Here is a 19,236-nt window from a genome sequence, read left to right as displayed (position 1 = left end):
GGCGCGGCATGGCGCGGATCGTGGTCGTCGGCGCCGGGGTGGGTGGCCTGGCCACCGCCGCCCGGCTGGCCGCAACCGGGCACCAGGTGACCGTCTTCGAGGCCGCCGACACGGTCGGCGGCAAGCTCGGCCGGTACGCGCACGACACCCCGGCCGGGATGTTCCACTTCGACACCGGGCCGAGCCTGCTCACCCTGCCCGAGGTCTTCCACGACCTGTTCGAGGCGACCGGGGCGAAGCTCGACGAGTACCTGGACCTGACGCCGCTGGACCCGATCGTCCGGCACGTCTTCGCAGGTGGCGGCCCGACCCTGGATTCGTGCACCGACCCGGTGGAGTTCGCCGCGCGGATCGGGGCCGCCCTCGGCGACCGGGCGGCGGCCGACTGGCAGCGGCTGTGGCGCCGGGCCGCACGGGTGTGGGAGGCCTCCTCGCGGGACATCCTGCGCCGTACCGTCGACTCCCCCCGCGACCTCGCGTCGCTGGCCTGGCGCGTCGGTGACCTGGCTGCCATCGCCCCGGGCCGCACCCTGCGCGGGCTGGGCCGCCGGCACCTGTCCGACCCGCGGCTGCGGATGCTGCTGGACCGGTACGCCACCTACACCGGCGCCGACCCGCGGCGGGCCCCGGCGGCGCTGGTCGCGGTCCCCTACGCCGAGCTGACCTACGGCGGGTGGTACCTGCGCGGCGGGCTGGGCACGCTCGCCGACGCGCTGCTGACCCGCTGCCTGGACCTCGGCGTGGTGGTGCAGACCGGCACCACGGTCACCCGGATCGACGCGGCGGGCGGCCGGGTGCACGGGGTACGCCTCGCCGGCGTCACCGCGCCGGTGCCCGCCGACGTGGTGGTGGCCAACGTCGACGCGCTCACCGTCTACCGCGACCTGCTGCCACACGCGCGCCGGCTGGCCGGCCTGACCGATCGCAGCCTCGCCGGTTTCGTGCTGCTGCTCGGCGTCTCCGGCAGCACCGGCCTGGCGCACCACAACGTCTTCTTCCCGCGCGACTACGACGCGGAGTTCGACGCGGTCTTCGGCGATCCGGGGCGGGGCGTCCGGGCCCGACCGGCGGCCGACCCGACGGTGTTCGTCACCGTGGCCGACGATCCGATGGTCCGCCCCGCCGGGCACGAGGCGTGGTTCGTGCTGGTCAACGCCGCCCGGCAGGGCACCGCCGGTGGCGCGGTCGACTGGCGACGCCCGGGGCTGGCCGACGCGTACGCCGATCGGATCCTGGATGTCCTGGCCGAGCGCGGCGTCGACGTGCGGGACCGGCTGCTGTTCCGCGAGGTGCGCACCCCGGCCGACCTGGACGCGGCGACCGGGGCGCCGGGCGGCGCGATCTACGGCACCGCCGGTGGCCTGCTCCGCCCGGCCAACCGGGGCCCGGCGCACGGGCTGTGGCTGGTGGGCGGCTCCAGCCACCCCGGCGGTGGCCTGCCGATGGTGACCCTCTCCGCGCAGATCGTCGCCGACGAGATCGGCCCCGCCTGGTGAGACCCGACGGGGCGCTCAGCCGGCGTCGAGCAGCGCGCGGCGGACGGTGGACAGCAGCTGCCCCAGCCCGAAGCCGGCCAGCAGCACCCACACCGCGGTCGCCATGGTGATGGTGCCGGCGGCCAGCTCCGGCTCGATCAGGCCGGCCAGCCCTGCGACCACCAGGCCCGCCAGCGCGACCGAGACCCGGGTGGGTCGTTCGCCGACGGTCACCGCGCCGATGTCGCGCATCCCGGCGGAGACCGCGCGGGCCCGGACGTACTCGTGCAGCCAGGACAGCGCCCCGGCTGCGACGACAAGCGCGCCCGGCGCGCCGACCAGCCAGAACGCCAGCAGCCACGCCACCTCGCCGAGCCGGTCGGCCAGCGAGTCGTAGACGTAGCCGAGCCGGGTGGTGCGGCCGGTGGCGACGGCCACCGCACCGTCCACGCTGTCGGCCACCGCGGCGAGCAGCACGAACAGCGCGCCGAGGAACGGGCCGTCGCCCGGCCGGGTCGCCAGCAACGGTACGCAGAAGCAGAGCAGCACCCCCGCCACGGTGACCGGGGTGGGGCCGACCCGCAGCCGACCCAGCACATACCCGACGTGGTAGGCGAACCGCAGCCAGGCACGCACCACCGGCGCGGCGACCCGCGGGTCGAACCCGCCGTGCAACCGCGCCCACGCCGTGGCGTACTGGTCCCAGTTCAGCTGTGTGCCCACCTGAGGATCAACCGTCGTGCCGGGCATCAGGTGTCGCAGACTCCGTGTTCACACCCGCGCGCCGGCCTTGAGGTTCTGCCAGACCTCTCGGGTGGCGGTGGACCGGTTGAGGGTGATGAAGTGGACACCCGGAACGCCCTCGTCCAGCAGTCGACGGCACATGTCGCTGGCCTGCTCGATGCCGAGCCGGCGCACCGCCTCCGGGTCGTCGGCCACCCGCTCGAAGCGCGCCGCCAGCGCCGGCGGGAAGGGCGCCCCGGACAGCTGCACGGACCGCTCGATGGTGCCGATCTGGGTCACCGGCATCACCCCGGCCAGGATCGGGGTGTCGCAGCCGGCGGCGGCCACCCGGTCGCGCAGGCGCAGGTAGTCGTCGGCCTCGAAGAACATCTGCGTGATCGCGAACTCGGCGCCGGCCCGGCACTTGCGGACGAACTGCGCGGTGTCGCTGGCCACGTCGGGCGAGCGGGGGTGCTTGTACGGGAAGGCCGCCACACCGACGCTGAAGTCACCGGAGTCGCGCACCAGCCGGACCAGGTCCTCGGCGTAGTCGACGCCCTCGGGGTGGCGGACCCACTCGCCGCCCGGGTTGCCCGGCGGGTCACCGCGCACGGCCAGCACGTTGCGCACCCCGACCCCGGCGAGCCGGCCGATCACGTGCCGCAGCTCGGCCACGGAGTGGTTGACCGCGGTCAGGTGGGCCATCGGCAGCAGGGTGGTGTCGGTGGCGATCCGCTCGGTCACCGCCACGGTGGTGTCCCTGGTCGAACCGCCCGCGCCGTAGGTGATCGAAACGAACGACGGACGCAACGACTCCAGCTCGCGGATCGCCTGCCAGAGCAGCCGCTCCCCCGCCTCGGTCTTGGGCGGGAAGAACTCGAACGAGAAGGTCGGCTGGCGGTCACGGATGAGCTCCCCGATCGCCGGCTGCGGATTGGGGAGTACCGAGGGAAGACCGAGCGCCACGACCCGACTCTAGCGGGCGACGCCATCGGGACCCAGGAGCTTCCCACCGCCGTACGCGAGTCGGTCGATCCCGGCCCTGCGGCGCGGCCAGGCCGTCCGCGGCGGACTCCACAAACTCAGGTCGGATGAACAACGAACGTCTGGCGATGGCATCACCTCTGCTGTCGAGCTGGTAGCAGTCGATCCAGCACCAACCGTCGTAGGTAACCCAGTCAAGCCTTCTGATGACCCGAACGGTTATCGGGCTCATGAACTGAACGCTGACCTTCCGATCAAGCCGCAGAACGTCACCGGCCTTCACGGCTGCTTCCTTGCTCGCCAGAGCTTCAGAATGAGTCCAGCGGCTCTGAGCTTTGGACAGCCATCCTGCCGGCAGCGTGGGCACGTCTTGCGGATGTGCAGATCCACTATGAAACCGGCCATGATCACGAGAAACGGTGGCTCCGGCCTGCTCTCCTCAAGCATTAGGGCGGTCGTCTCGCTGGCTGTGCCGCTTCGCGGCTGGCCGTGCGCTGGTGGTATCTCCCTGCTTCCGTGGCGGCGTAGGAGGGTCACAGGCCACGGGCTGATAGGCCGAGCGCTCGACGACGTCGATCGATTCGTTAGGACGTTGGAACCACTTCCATCGACGCATGAGCTGCCTCCCGAGACTCCTTGGGTGGCCGACACGCAGTGCCTACCCCTAGATCACTCAGCGTGCCGACCACGCTGCAACCCTAATCCTGTCTAGGCAACCTGTTCAGACAGGTAATGTCGTGTCATGGCGAACAGGCGGTCGGGAAGATCGGGAGTACGGTGACGGGCGTGCCTACCCCGCACCCACAGCCGCGCCGCTACCGGCAGGTCGCCGACGAGCTACGCCACCGGATCGAGGCCGGCGTGATCGCCCCCGGCTCCTTGCTGCCCAGTGAATCGACCTTGATGGCCGAGTTCGCAGTCGCGCGCGGAACCGTTCGTGAAGCCTTGGCGCTGCTGCGGGCAGAGGGCTTGGTGTTGACAGAGGTTGGACGAGGCACCTACGCCCGTCCGATCATGCCCGTGCGTCGACTCGCTTCCGAGAGGTACCGCAAAGAGCTGGAGCAGGTTCGCAGCGGCGAGCTCGGGACGTCCTTCACTGCTGACCAGCAGGTCGACTGGTCTGCCTACAGCCTCGATAAGAGCTTCTTCGAGGTGCCGGCTACCGAGTCCATGGCCGAGCTGTTCGGGGTGGAGCAGGGGACGATGCTATTGGAGCGCCATTTCCTGTTCCGTACTCACGGCGTGCCGCAACAGCTGTCCGTCTCGTCGCTGCTGCTCGACATGGTCGCCGGCACCCCGGTAGCCGACCCGGAGAACGAGCCCTGGCCAGGCGGCAACACGTCACAGCTCTATAGCCTCGGGCACACAGTCACTGGCATCCGTGAGCGGCCGGGATGGAGGATGCCGACGCCGGATGAGGTGGAGGCTCTGCAAATCCCTGGCGGAGTTCACGTCGTGGTGATCACTCGACAGACGTATGTCGGTGAGCGCGTGGTCGAGGTGGCGCGAATCGTCAGGCGTGCCGATCTGGTGGAGTTGGACTACTGGATCGACCTCACCTAAGCCGACAGACCGGGCCCGCAGCCGGTAGTGCCCGACGCGGGGGCGGTGCGGCCCGGCGACGCGCGGCACGTTCGGCGAAGGAAGCCGTCGTACCCCCGGGGTAGGAAGGGGGAGCGCGGGAGGGGCGGCGGGGGTGGCCCGGTTCCCGCGTGGGGGTCACCCAGCCGAGGTGTGCCCGGCCCGTGGCGCGGGCGGGGTGTCACCGCGTCGACGTCCGCCGGGAGGACCCGTGACCTCGTCCCCACCGCCGCACCGCACCCAACTCGGGCCGCTCCTGGTCCGGCATCGGCTGGCCCGGGGTTGGAGCCAGCGGCGCACCGCCGCCGAGTTGTGCGCCGCCGCGGGCGTGCCGACGTTGAGCCGCCACGAGGTGTCCCGGTGGGAACGGCAGCGACGCGTACCCGGCGGGTTCTGGCTCGGCTGGCTCGCCGTCGTGCTGGACATACCGGCGGCGGTGCTCACCGAGGCGGCCGTGCGCACCCGGCGAACCTGCCCGCCCACGGCCGGCGGGTCGGGCCGACCCGGCGCGGACGGTGCGCGGCCGGCCGGGCGGACCGGTCCGGGCCGTACCGGCGGCAGTACGCGTGGCGGTGGAGCGCGAGCCGGGACGACCCGCTAGCGTCGTGGCGTGACCCACGCTGCTCCCGTGTCCCCCGTCGACCGTGCCGGCCTGCGGGAGCGGGTCGACCGGGCGCTCACCGAGTTTCTGGCCGGCCAGCGGGCCCGGTTGACCCGGGTGGACGAGGCCCTCGTCCCGGTGGCGGAGGCGATCGAAGCCTTCGTGCTCGGTGGCGGCAAGCGCCTGCGCCCGGCCTTCGCGTACTGGGGGTTCCGGGGCGCCGGCGGGGTGGACGGCGACCAGGTCCTCACGGCCCTCGCGGCGCTGGAGTTCGTGCAGGCCAGCGCCCTGATCCACGACGACCTGATGGACCGTTCCGACACCCGGCGCGGCGAGCCGGCGGTGCACCGGCGGTTCGCGACCCGGCACCGGGCGGCCGGCTGGGGCGGCGACCCGGACGGGTTCGGCGACTCCGCCGCGATCCTGCTCGGTGACCTCTGCCTGGTGTGGTCCGACGAGCTGCTGCACTCCGCCGGCCTGGACCTGCGGGCGGTGGCCCGGGCCCGGCCGGTCTTCGACGAGATGCGCACCGAGGTCACCGTCGGGCAGTACCTCGACGTGCTGACCCAGGTCACCGGGGACACGTCGGTGGAACGGGCCAGCAAGGTCGCCCGGTACAAGTCGGCGAAGTACACCGTCGAGCGTCCGCTGCTGCTCGGCGCCGCGCTGGCCGACGCGGGCGAGGACATCCGGACGACCTACTCGGCGTACGGGTTGCCGTTGGGCGAGGCGTTCCAGCTCCGCGACGATGTGCTGGGGGTCTTCGGTGACCCGGCGCAGACCGGCAAGCCGGCCGGTGACGACCTGCGCGAGGGCAAGCGCACCTATCTGGTGGCGGCGGCCGTGGAGGCCACCGACGACGCGGGCCGGGAGCTGCTGCTCAGCCAGCTCGGCGACCCGGGCCTGGACGAGCGGGGCGTGGCCCGGCTTCGCGAGCTGATCGACGCGAGCGGGGCGCTGGCCCGCACCGAGCAGCGGATCGTCACACTCACCGACTCCGCGCTCGCCGCGCTGACGGCCGTCGACCTGGACACCGAGGCCCGCCAGGCCCTGGTGGACCTGGCCATAGCGGCAACCCGCCGAGCCGACTAACCCCGTCCCCCCTCCCCCCACCCCCTCCCAGATCCGCCGTCGATCATGAAGTTGTTGCCCACGCGCGCGGCGTGTCGTGGCAACAACTTCATGATCGACGGTGGATCTGGAGGCCCGGGAGGGGTCTAGAAGCCCAGGGCCTGGGCTCGGCGCTTGACCTCGCGGGCCTGGTCGCCGGAGAGGGCCGCGGCCGGGGTGTTGCCGGGAAGCGTGTCGTCCGGCTCGTAGAGCCAGCGCAGCGCCGCCTCGTCGTCGTAGCCGTTGTCGGCGAGCAGGTTGAGCACGCCGGGCAGGTGCTTGAGAACTGTCTCGTTGGCCACCAGCTCCGCGGGTATCCGGCGGATGCCGTCGCGGCGGACCGCCAACAGCTCCCGGTCGCGGATCATCTGGTGCACCTTGCTGATCGACACGTCGAGCCGCTCGGCGACGTCGGGCAGGGCGAGCCAGCCCGCCGGGTCGGTGGGGCCGGCGAGCTCGGGGCCGGGTACGGCCTGGTCGGGTACGGATTCGGTCACCCGATCACCCTGCCACGCCGCGGCCGGCGAGGGCCACCGGCACCCCGCACGGCCAGTCCGCGCCCGCCGACGGGCACCGTCGGTGAGCAGCGGATCAGGGCCACCACCGAGGTGGCGATCACGACGGGACGGACCAGGGACGACTCCGGGCTGTAGCATCCTGTTCAACTCCCACCCCCTGGACACATAGACTCCCTGCCGATGGACACACAGGTCGCCGACACGTTGCTGGGCTCGCTGATCGACGGGCGCTACCGCATTCGCGGTCGCGTGGCCCGTGGCGGCATGGCGACCGTGTACACCGCCACCGACGAACGCCTCGAGCGCACCGTCGCAGTCAAGATCATTCACCCGACCCAGGCGCCCGAGGCACGGGCCCGGATCGCCAACTTCGTGGCCCGGTTCACCGACGAGGCGAAGACCATCGCCCGGCTGACCCACCCGAACGTCGTCGCGGTCTACGACCAGGGCACCCACGCCGGTCTGCCGTATCTGGTGATGGAGTACGTCCGCGGCCGTACGCTGCGCGACGTGCTGGCTGAGCGACGCCGGCTCAACCCGGACGAGGTGCTGGCCATCGCCGAGCAGATGCTCGCCGCGATCGCCGCCGCGCACCGGGCCGGCCTCGTGCACCGCGACGTCAAACCGGAGAACGTGCTGGTCGCCGAGGCGCCCACCGGCGGCGTCGCCAACCTGGTGGACAGCGTCGTCAAGGTGGCCGACTTCGGGTTGGCCCGCGCGGTCGAGGCCAGCGCCGACGAGGAGCAGGGCAACCAACTGATGGCCACCGTGGCGTACGTCGCCCCGGAGTTGGTCACCGAGGGTCGGGCCGACCCGCGCACCGACGTCTACTCCGCCGGCATCGTGCTGTTCGAGATGCTCACCGGCCGGGTGCCGTACGACGGGGACCGTCCGGTGGACGTGGCCTGGCAGCACGTCGACCGGGATGTGCCCGCGCCCTCGACGCTGGTGCCCGGCCTGCCGTCGGCCCTCGACGCTCTGGTCCAGCGGGCCACCCGGCGTGATCCCGCCGCCCGGCCCGCCGACGCCGGCGCGCTGCTGGCCGAGGTTCAGGTCGCCCGGGACCGCCTGGGTGACGTCAACAGCACCAGCACCGCCGTGCTGCGTCGGGTGACGGACGAGCCGCCGGTCTCCCAGCCGACCATGATGGTCGCCACGGTCCGCCCGGCCGAACGGCCAACCTGGGCCCGGCTGCCGGAGGGCGCCAGTCAGGGGCCGGGCCGGCGGCGGGCCGCACCGGAGCCGTCGGAGGGTCTGGGAGCCCGGCTCGCGGCGCTGCGCACCACGGTGCTGGGCAATCCGCAGGGCCGGCTGGCCGTCGCCGCCGTGGTGGTGACGCTGGGCCTGGTGGCCGCGCTGGGCGGCTGGTGGTTCGGTGTCGGCCGCTACACGTCCGCCCCGCAGCTGGTCAGCCTGAGCAAGGCCGACGCGCAGGCCCAGGCCGAACGCGCCGGCCTGACCCTGGCGTACGGGGAGCCGCGCTACGACGAGAAGGCTCCGAAGGACAGCGTGCTCGGGCAGGACCCGGCCTCGGCCAGCAAGATCGTCAAGGGTGGCACGATCACCCTGACCCTCTCGCTGGGTCCGGAGCGCTTCCCGGTACCGGACGTGATCGGCAAGGAGTACGAGCTGGCCGAGGCCGATCTGGTCAACGTCAAACTGGTGGTGGCCAAGGGCACCCCCCGTTACGACGACACCCTGCCGGCCGGCGTCGTCCTGGACAGCTCCCCGAAGGTGGGGGCCGAGGTCAAGCCGGGCACGAAGATCACCCTCATCCTGAGCCGAGGCCGGGCGCCGGTGTCGGTGCCGAACCTGGTCGGCAAGAGCCTCACCGATGCGCGGGCCACCCTGAGCGGGCTTGGCCTGGTGCCGGTGGAGACCTTCAAGGACTCCGACAAACCCAAGGACGAGATTCTCAGCCAGAGTCCGGCCGACGGCGCGGGCGTGGAGAAGGGCACCCAGGTCAAGCTGGAGATCAGCAAGGGTCCGCCGCTGGTCGTCGTGCCCCGGGTGATCGACCTGCCCTGCCCGCAGGCCAAGCAGTTGCTGGAGAGCCAGGGCTACCCGGTGACCGTCGCGTTCAACCCGAACGCCACGGTCCGGATCCAGGCCCCGGGCGAGAATTCACAGGTGCCCCCGGGCACCCCGGTCACCATCACGTGTTTCTGATGCCGACGCTTCGTTCGCGGCCGGTGGGCGCGCACACTCCGACCTCCGGGGGGTTGGCCAAGGCCGCCCTGCCGTACGTCGACGCGACCGGCGCCGAGGCCGTGCAGGTGTACGTCTCCAACTCGCGAGGCTGGGCGCTTCCCCCGGGTGACCCGGCGCAGGACGCGCTGTTCCGCGAGGGCTGCGCCGAGCGGGGCATCCCCGCGTTCATCCACGCCTCGCTGCTGGTCAACCTGGGCTCACCCACGCCGGCCACGGTCGAGAAGTCGGCGCAGACGCTGGCGCACGCGCTGCGCCGGGGTGTGGCGATCGGCGCGCGGGCGGTGGTGTTCCACGCCGGCAGCGCGGTCGACGAGGGGTACGCCGAGGCGGCGATGCGGCAGGTCCGTCGGGAGCTGCTGCCCCTGCTCGACTGGGCCGCCGAGGCCGGTGGGCCGATGCTGCTGGTCGAGCCGAGCGCCGGTGGCGGCCGCTCGCTCGCCTCCCGCGTGGAGCAGCTCGGGCCCTACCTCGACACGGTGGACCGGCATCCCATGCTCGGGGTCTGCTTCGACACCTGCCACGCCTGGGCCGCCGGTCACGACCTGGCCGCCGAGGGCGGGGTGACCGCGACCCTGGACACGCTGGTGGCCACCGTGGGGCCCGACCGGTTGCGGCTGGTGCACGCCAACGACTCGAAGGATCTGTGCGGCTCGACCCGGGACCGGCACGAGAACATCGGCAAGGGCACCATCGGCGAGCCGGCCTTCGCGGAGCTGATGGCCCATCCGGCCACCGCCGGTGTCCCCGTGGTGGTGGAAACCCCCAGCGAGAAGCAGCTCGGCCACACCGCCGACATAGCAACCCTCAACCGCCTGAACCCCTAACCCCCCACCCCCACCCGGCCCCGGGCCCTCCGGGCCCGCCCCCAGGGGTGATCAAGAGCTTTGCGTCAGAATCCGGTCTCCGGATGACGCAAAGCTCTTGATCAACAAGGGTGGGTCAGGCGGCCAGGATCTTGGTCAGGGCGGTGGCCGCTCGGTCGATCGCGGTGTCGTCGACGCCCAGGTGGGTGACCAGGCGGGCGGTACGGGGGCCGAGCACCGAGACCAGTACGCCCTCCGCGCGTGCAGCGGCGGCCAGAGCGCGGGCGTCCAGCGCGTGCTTGGTCAGGTCCAGCGGGACGAGGTTGGTGCGGACCGCTGTGGCGAGCACCCCGAACGGCGCGACCGCCTCGGCGAGCCGGGCCGCCCTCGCGTGGTCCTCGGCCAGCCGGTCGACGTGGTGCGCGAGGGCGTACCGGCCGGCGGCGGCGAGGATGCCGGCCTGGCGCATGCCGCCGCCCATCCGCTTGCGGATCAGCCGGGCCCGTTCGATCTTCTCCGCGCTGCCCACCACCAGCGAGCCGACCGGCGCGCCGAGCCCCTTGGAGAGGCAGACGGACAGCGTGTCGAAGAGCCGGCCGTACTCGGTCAGGGGCACCCCGTCGGCGACGTGCGCGTGCCAGATTCGGGCGCCGTCGCAGTGCAGCGCCACCCCCGCGTCGTCGGCGACACCGCGCAGCTCCCGCAGGGTGGCCAGCGGGATAACCCCGCCACCGCCCCGGTTGTGGGTCTGCTCGACGGCGATCGCGCGGGTGGGCACGGCGAAGTAGCCGTCCAGACGGATCATCCGGGCGACCAGCTCCGGGTCGATGTCCGCGCCGACAGCGGGCCAGGTCCGCGAGGAGATCCCGCCGTACGCGGCCGCGGCGCCGATCTCGTACGTGACGACGTGCGCGTCGGCGTCGCAGAGCAGCTCGTCGCCGGGCGACACCAGCAGTTGCAGGGCGATCTGGTTGGCCATCGACCCACTCGGGGCGAAGAGCGCCGCCTCGTGCCCGAACAGCGCGGCGACCTCCGCCTCCAGCGCGTTCACGGTGGGATCCTCGCCGTAGACGTCGTCACCGACCTCGGCGGCGGCCATCGCCTCCCGCATCCCGGCGGTCGGCCGGGTCACCGTGTCGGAACGCAGGTCCACGAACGCGTCAGCCATGATCATCCCTTCGTCCGTCGACTGCGGGGCCCGCGTCAGCCACGCAGCATCTCCGCCACGAGGAAGGCCAGCTCCAGCGACTGCTGGGTGTTCAGCCGAGGATCGCAGGCGGTCTCGTACCGGTCGGGCAGGTCGAGGTCCTCGATTCCCTGGGCGCCGCCGAGACACTCGGTGACGTCCTCACCGGTCAACTCGACGTGCAGGCCGCCGGGGTGGGTGTCCAGGCCACGGTGCACCTCGAAGTAGCCGAGCACCTCGTCGACGATCCGGTCGAAGTGCCGGGTCTTGTAGCCGTTGGACGACTCGTGGGTGTTGCCGTGCATCGGGTCGCACTGCCAGACCACCTTGGCGCCGGAGGCCGTGACCTTGGCCACGATCGGCGGCAGGGCGTCGCGGACCCGGTGGTTGCCCATCCGGCTGATCAGGGTGAGCCGGCCGGGGATGTTGTCCGGGTTGAGCTTCTCGCACAGCTCGATCGCCTCGTCCGGGGACGTGGTCGGGCCGAGCTTGACGCCGATCGGGTTGGCGATCCGGGAGATGAAGTCGATGTGCGCGCCGGTGATCTGCCGGGTGCGCTCGCCGACCCAGAGGAAGTGCCCGGACAGCCCGTACGCCCGGCGGTCAGAGACCCGGGTGAGCGCCCGGTCGTACTCCAGGGCGAGGGCCTCGTGGGAGCAGTAGAGGGTGACGGTCCGCAGCGCCTCGTCGTCGGTCATCCCGCAGGCCCGGATGAAGGCCAGCGCCCGGTCGATCTCCCGGGCGATCGCCTCGTAGCGCTCCCCCGCCGGGGAGGTTTTCACGAAGCCCTTGTTCCAGTCGTGCACCGCGTGCAGGTCGGCGAGCCCACCGGCGAGGTACGCCCGCAGCATGTTCATCGCGGCGGCCGAGTTGGCGTACGCCCGGATCATGCGCTGCGGGTCGGCGACGCGGGCGGCCGGGTCGGCCTCCAGCGAGTTGATCATGTCGCCGCGGTAGGCGGGCAGGCCACGCGCGTCGGTGGGCAGCGAGCGCGGCTTGGTGTACTGGCCGGCGACCCGGGCGACCTTGACCACCGGCAGCGACGCGCCGTAGGTGAGCACGATCGCCATCTGGAGCAGGGTGCGGGCGTTGGCCAGCAGGTGGCTCTCGGTGTTGTCGACGAAGGTCTCGGCGCAGTCACCGCCCTGGAGCAGGAACGCCTTGCCCTCGCAGACCAGGGCCAGCTTCTGCCGGAGCTGGTCCACCTCGTAGGGCGCGACGACCGACGGCACGGTGTCGAGCACCTTGCAGACCTCGGCGACGGCGGCCGGATCGGACCACGGTGGGGTCTGCTCGCGGGGCAGCTCCCGCCAGCGGTCCAGACCGAGGGCGGCGTCCTCGGCGGAGTCGACTGTCGGACGGCTGGTCTGCAGGCCCGGGCTGCCTACCGCGGGATGGCTCAGCTGATGCCACTCATGGCGCATGAGAGAAAGCGTACGGCGACCGTGGGCGTACCCGAGCGGCGAGGGGGACGGTTCCGGCAGATGGGAGATCAATCCCACCGATGTCGGTCGGTCAGGACACCGGTGAGGCGCCGACCCCGTTTGGCGACGGGCTGGCGGCGGGGTTACCGCCCGGCGCCTCCCCGGCGATGCACCAGTCGCCGCCGTCGCGGGTGACGGTGAACACCAGCGGGCGGGTGACCTTGCTCTTTCCGGCGGTGACCGAGACCGAGACGCTGACCTCCTGGCCGCGCGGGCCGGACCGGACGTCGGTGATGGCCGCCTCGGGCACCTCGAAGTGGTCGGCGAAGTCGCCGTTGGGGCCGGTGGCGGCCAGGTCGAACCCTTCGTGCAGCAGCCCGCAGAGCTGGCTGCGGCCGGCGGCGACGTCCTTGGCGGTCATCGCGTCGAGGTACGCCTGCACGCGCTCGCGGGACCGGGTGCCGGCCTCCTCGGCGGGGGCACGCTCGGGCTTGGCGGTCGACTCGTCCTCGTCACCGCCGCCGATCCCGCAGCCGACCAGGGCGGCCGGGAGCAGCACCAGGCCGGTGGCGGCCGCCGCCAGCCTGCGGTGGATCGGGCGCATGACCACCTCCGTCGACGGGGAATCGAGACGTGCCGAGCCGCGAGTCTGCCACATCGGGCCCGACCTGCCCAAGGCCGGCGGCCCGGCCGACCCGCCTAAGGCCGACGGCCCGGCCGACCCGCCTAAGGCCGGCGGCCCGGCCGACGCTGGGCGTCGACCGGGCCGGTACGGCACGGGCGGGGAGAGGCGGTGCGGGCCCCTCCCCGCCGTGTGGGTGGTGCGTCGACCGTCGGCTCAGCCGAGGCCGCCCTTGATGGCGCCGATGAGCTCGCCGTTGCTGGTGTCGCCGGAGAGCTCCCAGAAGAACGCGCCACCGAGGCCCTGGTTGTTCGCGTACGTCATCTTGCCGTTGATGGTCGACGGGGTGTCGTAGCTCCACCAGTTGCTGCCGCACTTGGCGTACGCGGTGCCGGCGATCGTGCCGGTGGCCGGGCAGGTGTTCTTGAGGACCTTGTAGTCCTCGATGCCCGCCTCGTAGGTGCCCGGCGCCGCGCCGGTGGCGCTGCCGCCCGGTGCGGCCTGCGTGACGCCCGTCCAGCCCCGACCGTAGAAGCCGATGCCGAGCAGCAGCTTGTTGGCCGGGATGCCCTTGCTCTTGAGCTTCTGGATCGCCGCGTCGGAGTTGAAGCCCTGCTGCGGAATGCCGGTGTACGAGGTGAGCGGCGAGTGCGGCGCCGTCGGGCCCTGGGCGTTGAAGGCGCCGAAGTAGTCGTACGTCATCGGCATGAGCCAGTTGAGGTTGCCGATGGCGCCGGCGTAGTCGGTGGCGTCGATCTTGCCGCCGTTGCTGCCGTCCGCGGTGATCGCGGCGGTGACCAGGGCGCTGGACCCGAACTTCGACCGCAGGGCGCCGATCACGTTCTTGAACGCGTTGGGGCCGCTGGTGTCGCAGCTCAGGCCGCAGGCGTTGGGGTACTCCCAGTCGACGTCGATGCCGTCGAAGACGTCCGCCCAGCGCGGGTCCTCGACCAGGTTGTAGCAGCTCTCGGCGAACGCGGCCGGGTTCTGGGCGGCCTGGGTGAAGCCGCCGGACCAGGTCCAGCCGCCGAACGACCAGATCACCTTGAGGTGCGGGTTCAGCTGCTTGAGCTTGCGCAGCTGGTTGAAGCTGCCGCGCAGCGGCTGGTCCCAGGTGTCGGCGACGCCGTCCACGCTCTCCGCCGCCGTGTACGCCTTGTCGTAGTCGGCGTAGCTGTCACCGATGGTGCAGCGACCGCCCGTGGTGTTGCCGAAGGCGTACAGGATGTGGGTCAGCTTGGCGGCCGAGCCGCTGGTCTGGATGTTCTTGACGTGGTAGTTGCGGCCGTAGACGCCCCACTCGGCGAAGTAGCCGACGACCTTCTTGCCGCCCGTGTTCGGCGGGGTGGTGGTCGGGGGCGCCGTGGTGGGCGGAGCGGTGGTGGGCGGCGCCGTGGTGGGTGGGGCCGTGGTGGGCGGCGCGGTGGTGGTCGGCGGGGTGGTCGGGGTGCCACCGCCGCACGGTGCGCCGTTGACGGTGCAGTTCAGCGGCGCCTTGTAGGCGCCGGTGCCGTTGTAGCCCCAGCTGAACGAGGCGCCGGGCGCGAGGCTGCCGGCCCAGCTCTTCTTGACGGCGACGTAGTGGTTGCCGCTGCTCGTGACGTCGGCGTCCCACGCGCTGCTGATGGTGGTGCCTGACGGCAGGTCGAACTCGATGCGCCAGGTGGCGACCGTGGCGCTGGAGCCGTTGGTCACGGTCACCTTCGTCTCGTGACCGGTCCCCCAGTCCTGCGCCTTGGCGAACGTGGTGGTGACCGAGCCGGCACCGAACGCGGTCGTCATCGGCACCGCCGCGACGGTCACGGCGACCACGGCACCGGCCCAGAGGGCCCGGCGGAGCGATCTTTTCATAAGGCGTCTCCCGAACTGTTAGGAAACTTTCCAAAAGAGATGGTGAGACGGTACTCACGCCGTCATCAGTTCGTCAAGATGTCCATGTTTCGATTTCTTCTGGTGCGTGGACTGCGCCCGCACCGAGCCGCCGGTCAGCGGTCGGGGGTCGCGGGCCGGCGCGTAGCCTCGGGCCCATGACCGTCTTCGACATCCCGATCGACGCCCTCAGCGGCGGGCCCGCCGACCTCGCCCAGTACCGGGGCCGGGCGCTGCTGGTGGTCAACGTCGCCTCCCGGTGCGGCCTCACCCCGCAGTACGCCGGCCTCCAGACCCTCGCCGACACCTACGCCGAGCGTGGCCTGGTGGTGCTGGGCGTGCCGTGCAACCAGTTCGCCGGGCAGGAGCCGGGCACCGCCGCCGAGATCAGCGACTTCTGCCAGGTCAACTACGGGGTGACTTTTCCGCTGACCGAGAAGGTCGACGTGAACGGGCCCGACCGGCACCCGCTCTACGCCGCGCTGGTGGACACTCCGGACGCCGACGGACACACCGGGGACGTCCGCTGGAACTTCGAGAAGTTCCTGGTGACCCCGGACGGCACGGTCGCCGCCCGCTTCGCCCCCACGGTCGAACCCGACTCCGACGACCTCCGCGCGGCGATCGAAAAAACCCTCCCCACCCCCGCCTGACCCACCCCGCCCCCGCCTGACCCGCCCGCCCCTGACCCGCCCGCGGTGATCAAGAGGTTTGCGTCAGGGGTGAGCCTCCACCTGACGCAAACCTCTTGATCACCAGGTGCGGGGGGTCGGCGGCGGCGTCGCCCGGACCGACCACCGTCGGGTGGCACATTTCCGCGGGGCCGGTCAGCGACGGGCGTGCGCAGTACGTTGTGCAGAACCGGCTCGCGGCGCAGCCAGGCGTCCGCGCCGGCACACGCCGGCCGGCCGCGCAGCCGCTCGGCGTCGGTCAACCGGAATAACCCACCGTGCCGGTCGGGAATGCGTCGTGGGTGGACGAAGTTGGGAAGAAGCATGACAACTGTGGGACTGATCGGCAGCGGCCACATCGGCGGCACGGTGGCCCGGCTGGCGGTGGCCGCCGGCTACGACGTGGTACTGAGCAACTCGCGCGGGCCGGAGACGCTCACCGACCTGGTCGACGAGCTGGGCGAGCGGGCCAGCGCCGCCACGGCGCAGGACGCGGCGCAGGTCGGCGACCTGGTGGTGGTCAGCGTGCCACTCAAGGCGTACCGGGCGGTGCCCGCGCAGCCGCTGGCCGGCAAGGTCGTCATCGACACCAACAACTACTACCCGGAGCGTGACGGCGCCTTCCCGGAGCTGGACGCTGGTGAGATCACCAGCAGCGAACTCCTCCAGCGGCACCTACCGGACTCGCGGGTCGTCAAGGTCTTCAACAACATCTACTTCAAGGCCCTCGCCGAGCTCCCCCGGCCGTCCGGGGCGGCCGACCGCAGCGCGCTCGCGATCGCCGGTGACGACGCCGCCGCGAAGGCCGAGGTGACCGCCTTCCTGGACCGGATCGGTTATGACGCGGTCGATGTCGGCCCGCTCGCCGAGGGGTGGCGTTACCAGCCGGACACCCCGGCGTACGGCTTGCCCTACTCCGCCACGCCGACCGACTGGCAGCGCCCCGCACCGGCTGACGCCGAGAAGCTGCGCGCCGCGCTGGCCGCCGCCACCCGCTGAGCACCGCCGCCGTCCTGGGACGACCGCCTACCGGGTGGCCGTTTCCAGGGCGGCGGCGAGTTCGTCGTCGTAGCTGGCGATGGGCTGGCCGTCCACGGCGTACGCGACGAGTCGGCCCTGCGCCATGCTCGCCGACCGGAACGAGAACGTCCGCGTACCGGGGTAGGCCGCCAGCAGGGGAATGTCCCGGGGCGCTCCCCCCGGGGCGGAGAAGTACGCCAGCCGGGCCACCTGCGCGGAGACCACACCGTTGACCCGGACCTTCGTCTTCTCCGCCCGGGTGCCGAAGGTGACCGGCGCGTCGGTGGCATAGGCGGCGCACTCGGCCGGGCTTCGACAGACGAAGAAATACCGCGGATTGACGACGTCGCCGAGGGCGTACGCCTTGAACGTCGGGTCCGCTCCTGCGGGCAGCGGTTGCACGGCGAAGAAGGCGAGTGCCACCGCGGCCGAGACGCCCACCCGCAGCCAGGCCCGGCCGGCGGCGGATCGCCGGTTGCTCCGGGCGGTCGCGACCGCGACACCGCCGAAGCCGGCCAGGCACAGCAGGCACACGCCGACGGCACGGGCGTTCTCGAACAGGAACTGCACGCCCGGCCGCGTCGACACCGGGCCGAGGACCGCGCCCAGCGAGACGACCATGGCGGCGAGCAACGCGGCACCGGCCACCCGCTGGGTGATGCCGGACGCGCCGACCAGCAGCATCGCGGCGAGCACCGGCCACACCTGATGGTGGGTCCAGGACACCGGGGACGCGGCCACCGTGGCGCAGCCGACGAGGACCGCCGCGTGCCCGGGGCGGCCCTGCCCGGCCAACTGCCGGGCGCGCAGCAGCGCCGCCCCGCAGATCACCGCCACCAGCCCGGCCCAGAGCACGGGCAGCGCCCCCTCGTCGACCCCGAGGCGCAACAGCATCCCGTGCACCGACTGGTTGCCCAGCGAGGCCAGGTTGCCGATCCGCGAGGTCTGCCGGACCGCCTGGGTCCAGTAAGTCCAGCTCTCGCCGGGCAGCACGACCGCCGCCAGCCCGGCACAGGCTCCGAACGTCGCCACCGCGCGGCCGGCGTCGCGATAGCGCCCGGTCGCGAGGAAGTACGCGACGAACAGCAGCGGGGTCAGCTTGATCGCCGCGGCCACCCCGACGAGCACCCCGCGCAGCCGGGGTGGGACGACGCCCATCCCGTCCAGCAGTGCCAGCAACACGATGAAGATGCTGACCTGCCCGAAACGCAGGTTGCTCTGCACCGGCGCCGAGAGCATCAGCACCGTGGCGGCCACCGCGACGAGCAGCGGGCGGTGCGACCGATCGGTGCTCAGCGCGACGCCGACCAGGCCGGCGATGGCGACGACCGCCGCGCACGTCGCCACCAGCCAGACGCCCTGGAGTACGCCCTCGCTGACGGCGGTGATCGGGCCCAGCACCAGGGCTGCGAACGGCGGATAGGTGAACGGCCCGCCGTTTCGGGCGCGGTACTCGTACAGCGGCCGGCCGGCGTGCAGATCGGACAGTGCGCCGTAGTAGATGTGCAGGTCGCCGAGCCGGTCGCCGCGCCTGAGCACGAGCACACAGGACACCAGCGCGACGACGCCGAACGCCGCCCACGCCAGCGCCACCCGGCGATCCCGCATCGCCCGAGAATAGGCGAACGCAAGGCCGAGCGAAGGTCCCGTCGACCGTTGGCCGCGCAGTCCAACGCCGACGAGCACGGCCTCGGCTGTCGCGCAAAGACCCTATTTCTGAAAGAGCACCGACACGACGTCCGCCACGATTCCGAGAGCCCAGTCCAACTGCGGACAATCGTGATGACCTTGACACTCCAGGCAGCCGCCTGTCTGCCAGGGCCGATCACGCGCTCGGGACCAGTGCGCGTCGAGGACCCGCTCCGCCATGAAGAGTTCGGTCGCCCTGGACACCGGCTCGTCGATCGCCATCGTCCGCACCTTTCCCGAGGTCACGAGATGCCAGCCCTGGAGGGCGGAGGCCATGCGTCGCGCCCTCCAGGGTGGATGGATCGAAAACCTCGGGATGCTGAAGTCCAGAAGCGTCCGACCGCTGTCTCACTGTATCCACTGTCTCACTGTAGTCATGTTCTCACTGTGCTCAGTCGAGTCGCGTCGTCACTTGTCCTGCCCAGGTCCCGGCTGGAAGCATGATCTTCGCTGAAGTCCAGGAGAGCCGATCATGCCTACCAGGCCACCGCACTACCTTCGCGTCGCCGACGACATCGCGCGCAGAATCAACTCCGGGGAGTACCCGCCCGGCCATCAACTGCCCTCGGTCTCGGAAATTGGCGAGATCTACAACGTGGCACGGTCGACCGCCTACCGGGCCGTACGCGAACTGCACCAACGAAACCTGGTCTACGGCCAACAGGGGCAGGGCGTCTTCGTCGCCGAAGCGGAGTAGTCGGCTGCGAGGGTCCGACCGCGTCTGCCCTCGGAAGAACGGGGACCACGCG

Annotated in this window: 18 protein-coding genes; 9 read left to right on the top strand and 9 right to left on the bottom strand. The window is 71.9% G+C overall.

Going from position 1 to position 19,236, the window contains the following annotated elements; genetic code table 11:
- Positions 1-8: 8 nt before the first annotated feature.
- Complete coding sequence (locus ACFYPR_RS10950) at positions 9-1,496, top strand: phytoene desaturase family protein (RefSeq protein ID WP_354862768.1); 1,488 nt, start codon at positions 9-11, stop codon at positions 1,494-1,496.
- 15 nt (positions 1,497-1,511) lie between these two features.
- Here ACFYPR_RS10950 and ACFYPR_RS10945 read toward each other — a convergent pair whose 3' ends face one another.
- Together ACFYPR_RS10945 and metF are read right to left on the bottom strand one after the other, a co-directional pair.
- Positions 1,512-2,225, bottom strand: a complete 714-nt coding sequence (locus ACFYPR_RS10945; protein ID WP_355066882.1) for a CDP-alcohol phosphatidyltransferase family protein — start codon at positions 2,223-2,225, stop codon at positions 1,512-1,514.
- A 21-nt stretch (positions 2,226-2,246) separates the two neighbouring features.
- Complete coding sequence (metF, locus tag ACFYPR_RS10940; RefSeq protein WP_354862764.1) at positions 2,247-3,164, bottom strand: methylenetetrahydrofolate reductase [NAD(P)H]; 918 nt, start codon at positions 3,162-3,164, stop codon at positions 2,247-2,249.
- 804 nt (positions 3,165-3,968) lie between these two features.
- Between metF and ACFYPR_RS10935 the strand changes: the two genes are divergently transcribed.
- The 3 genes from ACFYPR_RS10935 (at position 3,969) to ACFYPR_RS10925 (ending at position 6,456) form a co-directional block, all read left to right on the top strand.
- Positions 3,969-4,745: a GntR family transcriptional regulator gene (locus tag ACFYPR_RS10935; RefSeq protein WP_387259600.1), complete on the top strand. Its 777-nt coding sequence runs from the start codon at positions 3,969-3,971 to the stop codon at positions 4,743-4,745.
- A 229-nt stretch (positions 4,746-4,974) separates the two neighbouring features.
- Positions 4,975-5,364, top strand: coding sequence for a helix-turn-helix transcriptional regulator (locus ACFYPR_RS10930; protein WP_354862760.1), 390 nt, complete (start codon positions 4,975-4,977; stop codon positions 5,362-5,364).
- A gap of 9 nt (positions 5,365-5,373) precedes the next feature.
- Positions 5,374-6,456 (top strand): polyprenyl synthetase family protein, encoded by a 1,083-nt coding sequence (locus ACFYPR_RS10925; RefSeq protein ID WP_354862758.1) that lies wholly within the window; start codon positions 5,374-5,376, stop codon positions 6,454-6,456.
- A gap of 125 nt (positions 6,457-6,581) precedes the next feature.
- Here the strand turns inward: ACFYPR_RS10925 and ACFYPR_RS10920 are convergent, their stop codons facing one another.
- A complete protein-coding gene (locus ACFYPR_RS10920) occupies positions 6,582-6,971 on the bottom strand; it encodes an Rv2175c family DNA-binding protein (protein WP_354858258.1) in 390 nt (129 codons plus the stop codon).
- A 201-nt stretch (positions 6,972-7,172) separates the two neighbouring features.
- Between ACFYPR_RS10920 and pknB the strand changes: the two genes are divergently transcribed.
- Entirely contained in the window at positions 7,173-9,161 is a 1,989-nt protein-coding gene (gene pknB, locus ACFYPR_RS10915) for a Stk1 family PASTA domain-containing Ser/Thr kinase (RefSeq protein WP_387259597.1), read from the top strand.
- Positions 9,161-10,027 carry a deoxyribonuclease IV gene (locus ACFYPR_RS10910; protein WP_387259595.1) on the top strand — a complete coding sequence of 289 codons (867 nt, stop codon included), beginning with the start codon at positions 9,161-9,163 and terminating at the stop codon, positions 10,025-10,027. Before pknB ends, ACFYPR_RS10910 begins: the two co-directional genes overlap by 1 nt.
- A gap of 115 nt (positions 10,028-10,142) precedes the next feature.
- On the opposite strand, the gene ACFYPR_RS10905 is transcribed toward ACFYPR_RS10910, so the two are convergent.
- The 4 genes from ACFYPR_RS10905 to ACFYPR_RS10890 form a co-directional block, all read right to left on the bottom strand.
- On the bottom strand, positions 10,143-11,174 hold the full coding sequence (locus ACFYPR_RS10905; RefSeq protein WP_387259593.1) for a threonine aldolase family protein: 1,032 nt from the start codon (positions 11,172-11,174) through the stop codon (positions 10,143-10,145).
- Positions 11,175-11,209: 35 nt separating this feature from the next.
- The gene (locus ACFYPR_RS10900) at positions 11,210-12,616 is read right to left on the bottom strand and encodes a class II 3-deoxy-7-phosphoheptulonate synthase (protein ID WP_354858250.1); all 1,407 of its coding nucleotides are present in this window, start codon (positions 12,614-12,616) and stop codon (positions 11,210-11,212) included.
- A gap of 91 nt (positions 12,617-12,707) precedes the next feature.
- Positions 12,708-13,220 carry a nuclear transport factor 2 family protein gene (locus ACFYPR_RS10895; protein WP_387259591.1) on the bottom strand — a complete coding sequence of 171 codons (513 nt, stop codon included), beginning with the start codon at positions 13,218-13,220 and terminating at the stop codon, positions 12,708-12,710.
- Between the two features lie 234 nt (positions 13,221-13,454).
- Positions 13,455-15,089: a glycosyl hydrolase family 18 protein gene (locus ACFYPR_RS10890; protein WP_387259589.1), complete on the bottom strand. Its 1,635-nt coding sequence runs from the start codon at positions 15,087-15,089 to the stop codon at positions 13,455-13,457.
- A gap of 176 nt (positions 15,090-15,265) precedes the next feature.
- Between ACFYPR_RS10890 and ACFYPR_RS10885 the strand changes: the two genes are divergently transcribed.
- Both ACFYPR_RS10885 and ACFYPR_RS10880 read left to right on the top strand, forming a co-directional pair.
- The gene (locus ACFYPR_RS10885) at positions 15,266-15,760 is read left to right on the top strand and encodes a glutathione peroxidase (protein ID WP_355066890.1); all 495 of its coding nucleotides are present in this window, start codon (positions 15,266-15,268) and stop codon (positions 15,758-15,760) included.
- Positions 15,761-16,102: 342 nt separating this feature from the next.
- Entirely contained in the window at positions 16,103-16,777 is a 675-nt protein-coding gene (locus tag ACFYPR_RS10880; RefSeq protein ID WP_355066891.1) for an NAD(P)-binding domain-containing protein, read from the top strand.
- 27 nt (positions 16,778-16,804) lie between these two features.
- Here the strand turns inward: ACFYPR_RS10880 and ACFYPR_RS10875 are convergent, their stop codons facing one another.
- Both ACFYPR_RS10875 and ACFYPR_RS10870 read right to left on the bottom strand, forming a co-directional pair.
- Positions 16,805-18,406: a glycosyltransferase 87 family protein gene (locus tag ACFYPR_RS10875; protein ID WP_387259584.1), complete on the bottom strand. Its 1,602-nt coding sequence runs from the start codon at positions 18,404-18,406 to the stop codon at positions 16,805-16,807.
- Positions 18,407-18,508: 102 nt separating this feature from the next.
- Positions 18,509-18,709: a hypothetical protein gene (locus tag ACFYPR_RS10870; RefSeq protein ID WP_387259581.1), complete on the bottom strand. Its 201-nt coding sequence runs from the start codon at positions 18,707-18,709 to the stop codon at positions 18,509-18,511.
- 250 nt (positions 18,710-18,959) lie between these two features.
- On the opposite strand from ACFYPR_RS10870, the gene ACFYPR_RS10865 reads away from it, so the two are divergent.
- A complete protein-coding gene (locus tag ACFYPR_RS10865) occupies positions 18,960-19,184 on the top strand; it encodes a GntR family transcriptional regulator (protein ID WP_354858235.1) in 225 nt (74 codons plus the stop codon).
- Positions 19,185-19,236 lie beyond the last annotated feature (52 nt).

The sequence above is a fragment of the Micromonospora sp. NPDC005254 genome, from assembly GCF_042872525.1.
Classification (GTDB): Bacteria; Actinomycetota; Actinomycetes; order Mycobacteriales; family Micromonosporaceae; genus Micromonospora.
The sequence above is the reverse complement of the archived record's forward strand: the minus strand, read 5'-3'. Positions and strand labels throughout refer to the sequence as shown.

Excerpts from the sequence above, each read along its gene's own strand:
- pknB (WP_387259597.1), top strand. The coding sequence starts at position 7,173 with ATGGACACACAGGTCGCCGACACGTTGCTGGGCTCGCTGATCGACGGG.
- ACFYPR_RS10905 (WP_387259593.1), bottom strand. The coding sequence starts at position 11,174 with ATGGCTGACGCGTTCGTGGACCTGCGTTCCGACACGGTGACCCGGCCG.
- ACFYPR_RS10890 (WP_387259589.1), bottom strand. The coding sequence starts at position 15,089 with ATGAAAAGATCGCTCCGCCGGGCCCTCTGGGCCGGTGCCGTGGTCGCC.
- ACFYPR_RS10900 (WP_354858250.1), bottom strand. The coding sequence starts at position 12,616 with ATGCGCCATGAGTGGCATCAGCTGAGCCATCCCGCGGTAGGCAGCCCG.
- ACFYPR_RS10910 (WP_387259595.1), top strand. The coding sequence starts at position 9,161 with ATGCCGACGCTTCGTTCGCGGCCGGTGGGCGCGCACACTCCGACCTCC.
- ACFYPR_RS10950 (WP_354862768.1), top strand. The coding sequence starts at position 9 with ATGGCGCGGATCGTGGTCGTCGGCGCCGGGGTGGGTGGCCTGGCCACC.
- ACFYPR_RS10875 (WP_387259584.1), bottom strand. The coding sequence starts at position 18,406 with ATGCGGGATCGCCGGGTGGCGCTGGCGTGGGCGGCGTTCGGCGTCGTC.
- ACFYPR_RS10880 (WP_355066891.1), top strand. The coding sequence starts at position 16,103 with ATGACAACTGTGGGACTGATCGGCAGCGGCCACATCGGCGGCACGGTG.
- ACFYPR_RS10870 (WP_387259581.1), bottom strand. The coding sequence starts at position 18,709 with ATGGCGATCGACGAGCCGGTGTCCAGGGCGACCGAACTCTTCATGGCG.
- ACFYPR_RS10895 (WP_387259591.1), bottom strand. The coding sequence starts at position 13,220 with ATGCGCCCGATCCACCGCAGGCTGGCGGCGGCCGCCACCGGCCTGGTG.
- ACFYPR_RS10885 (WP_355066890.1), top strand. The coding sequence starts at position 15,266 with ATGACCGTCTTCGACATCCCGATCGACGCCCTCAGCGGCGGGCCCGCC.
- ACFYPR_RS10945 (WP_355066882.1), bottom strand. The coding sequence starts at position 2,225 with ATGCCCGGCACGACGGTTGATCCTCAGGTGGGCACACAGCTGAACTGG.
- ACFYPR_RS10865 (WP_354858235.1), top strand. The coding sequence starts at position 18,960 with ATGCCTACCAGGCCACCGCACTACCTTCGCGTCGCCGACGACATCGCG.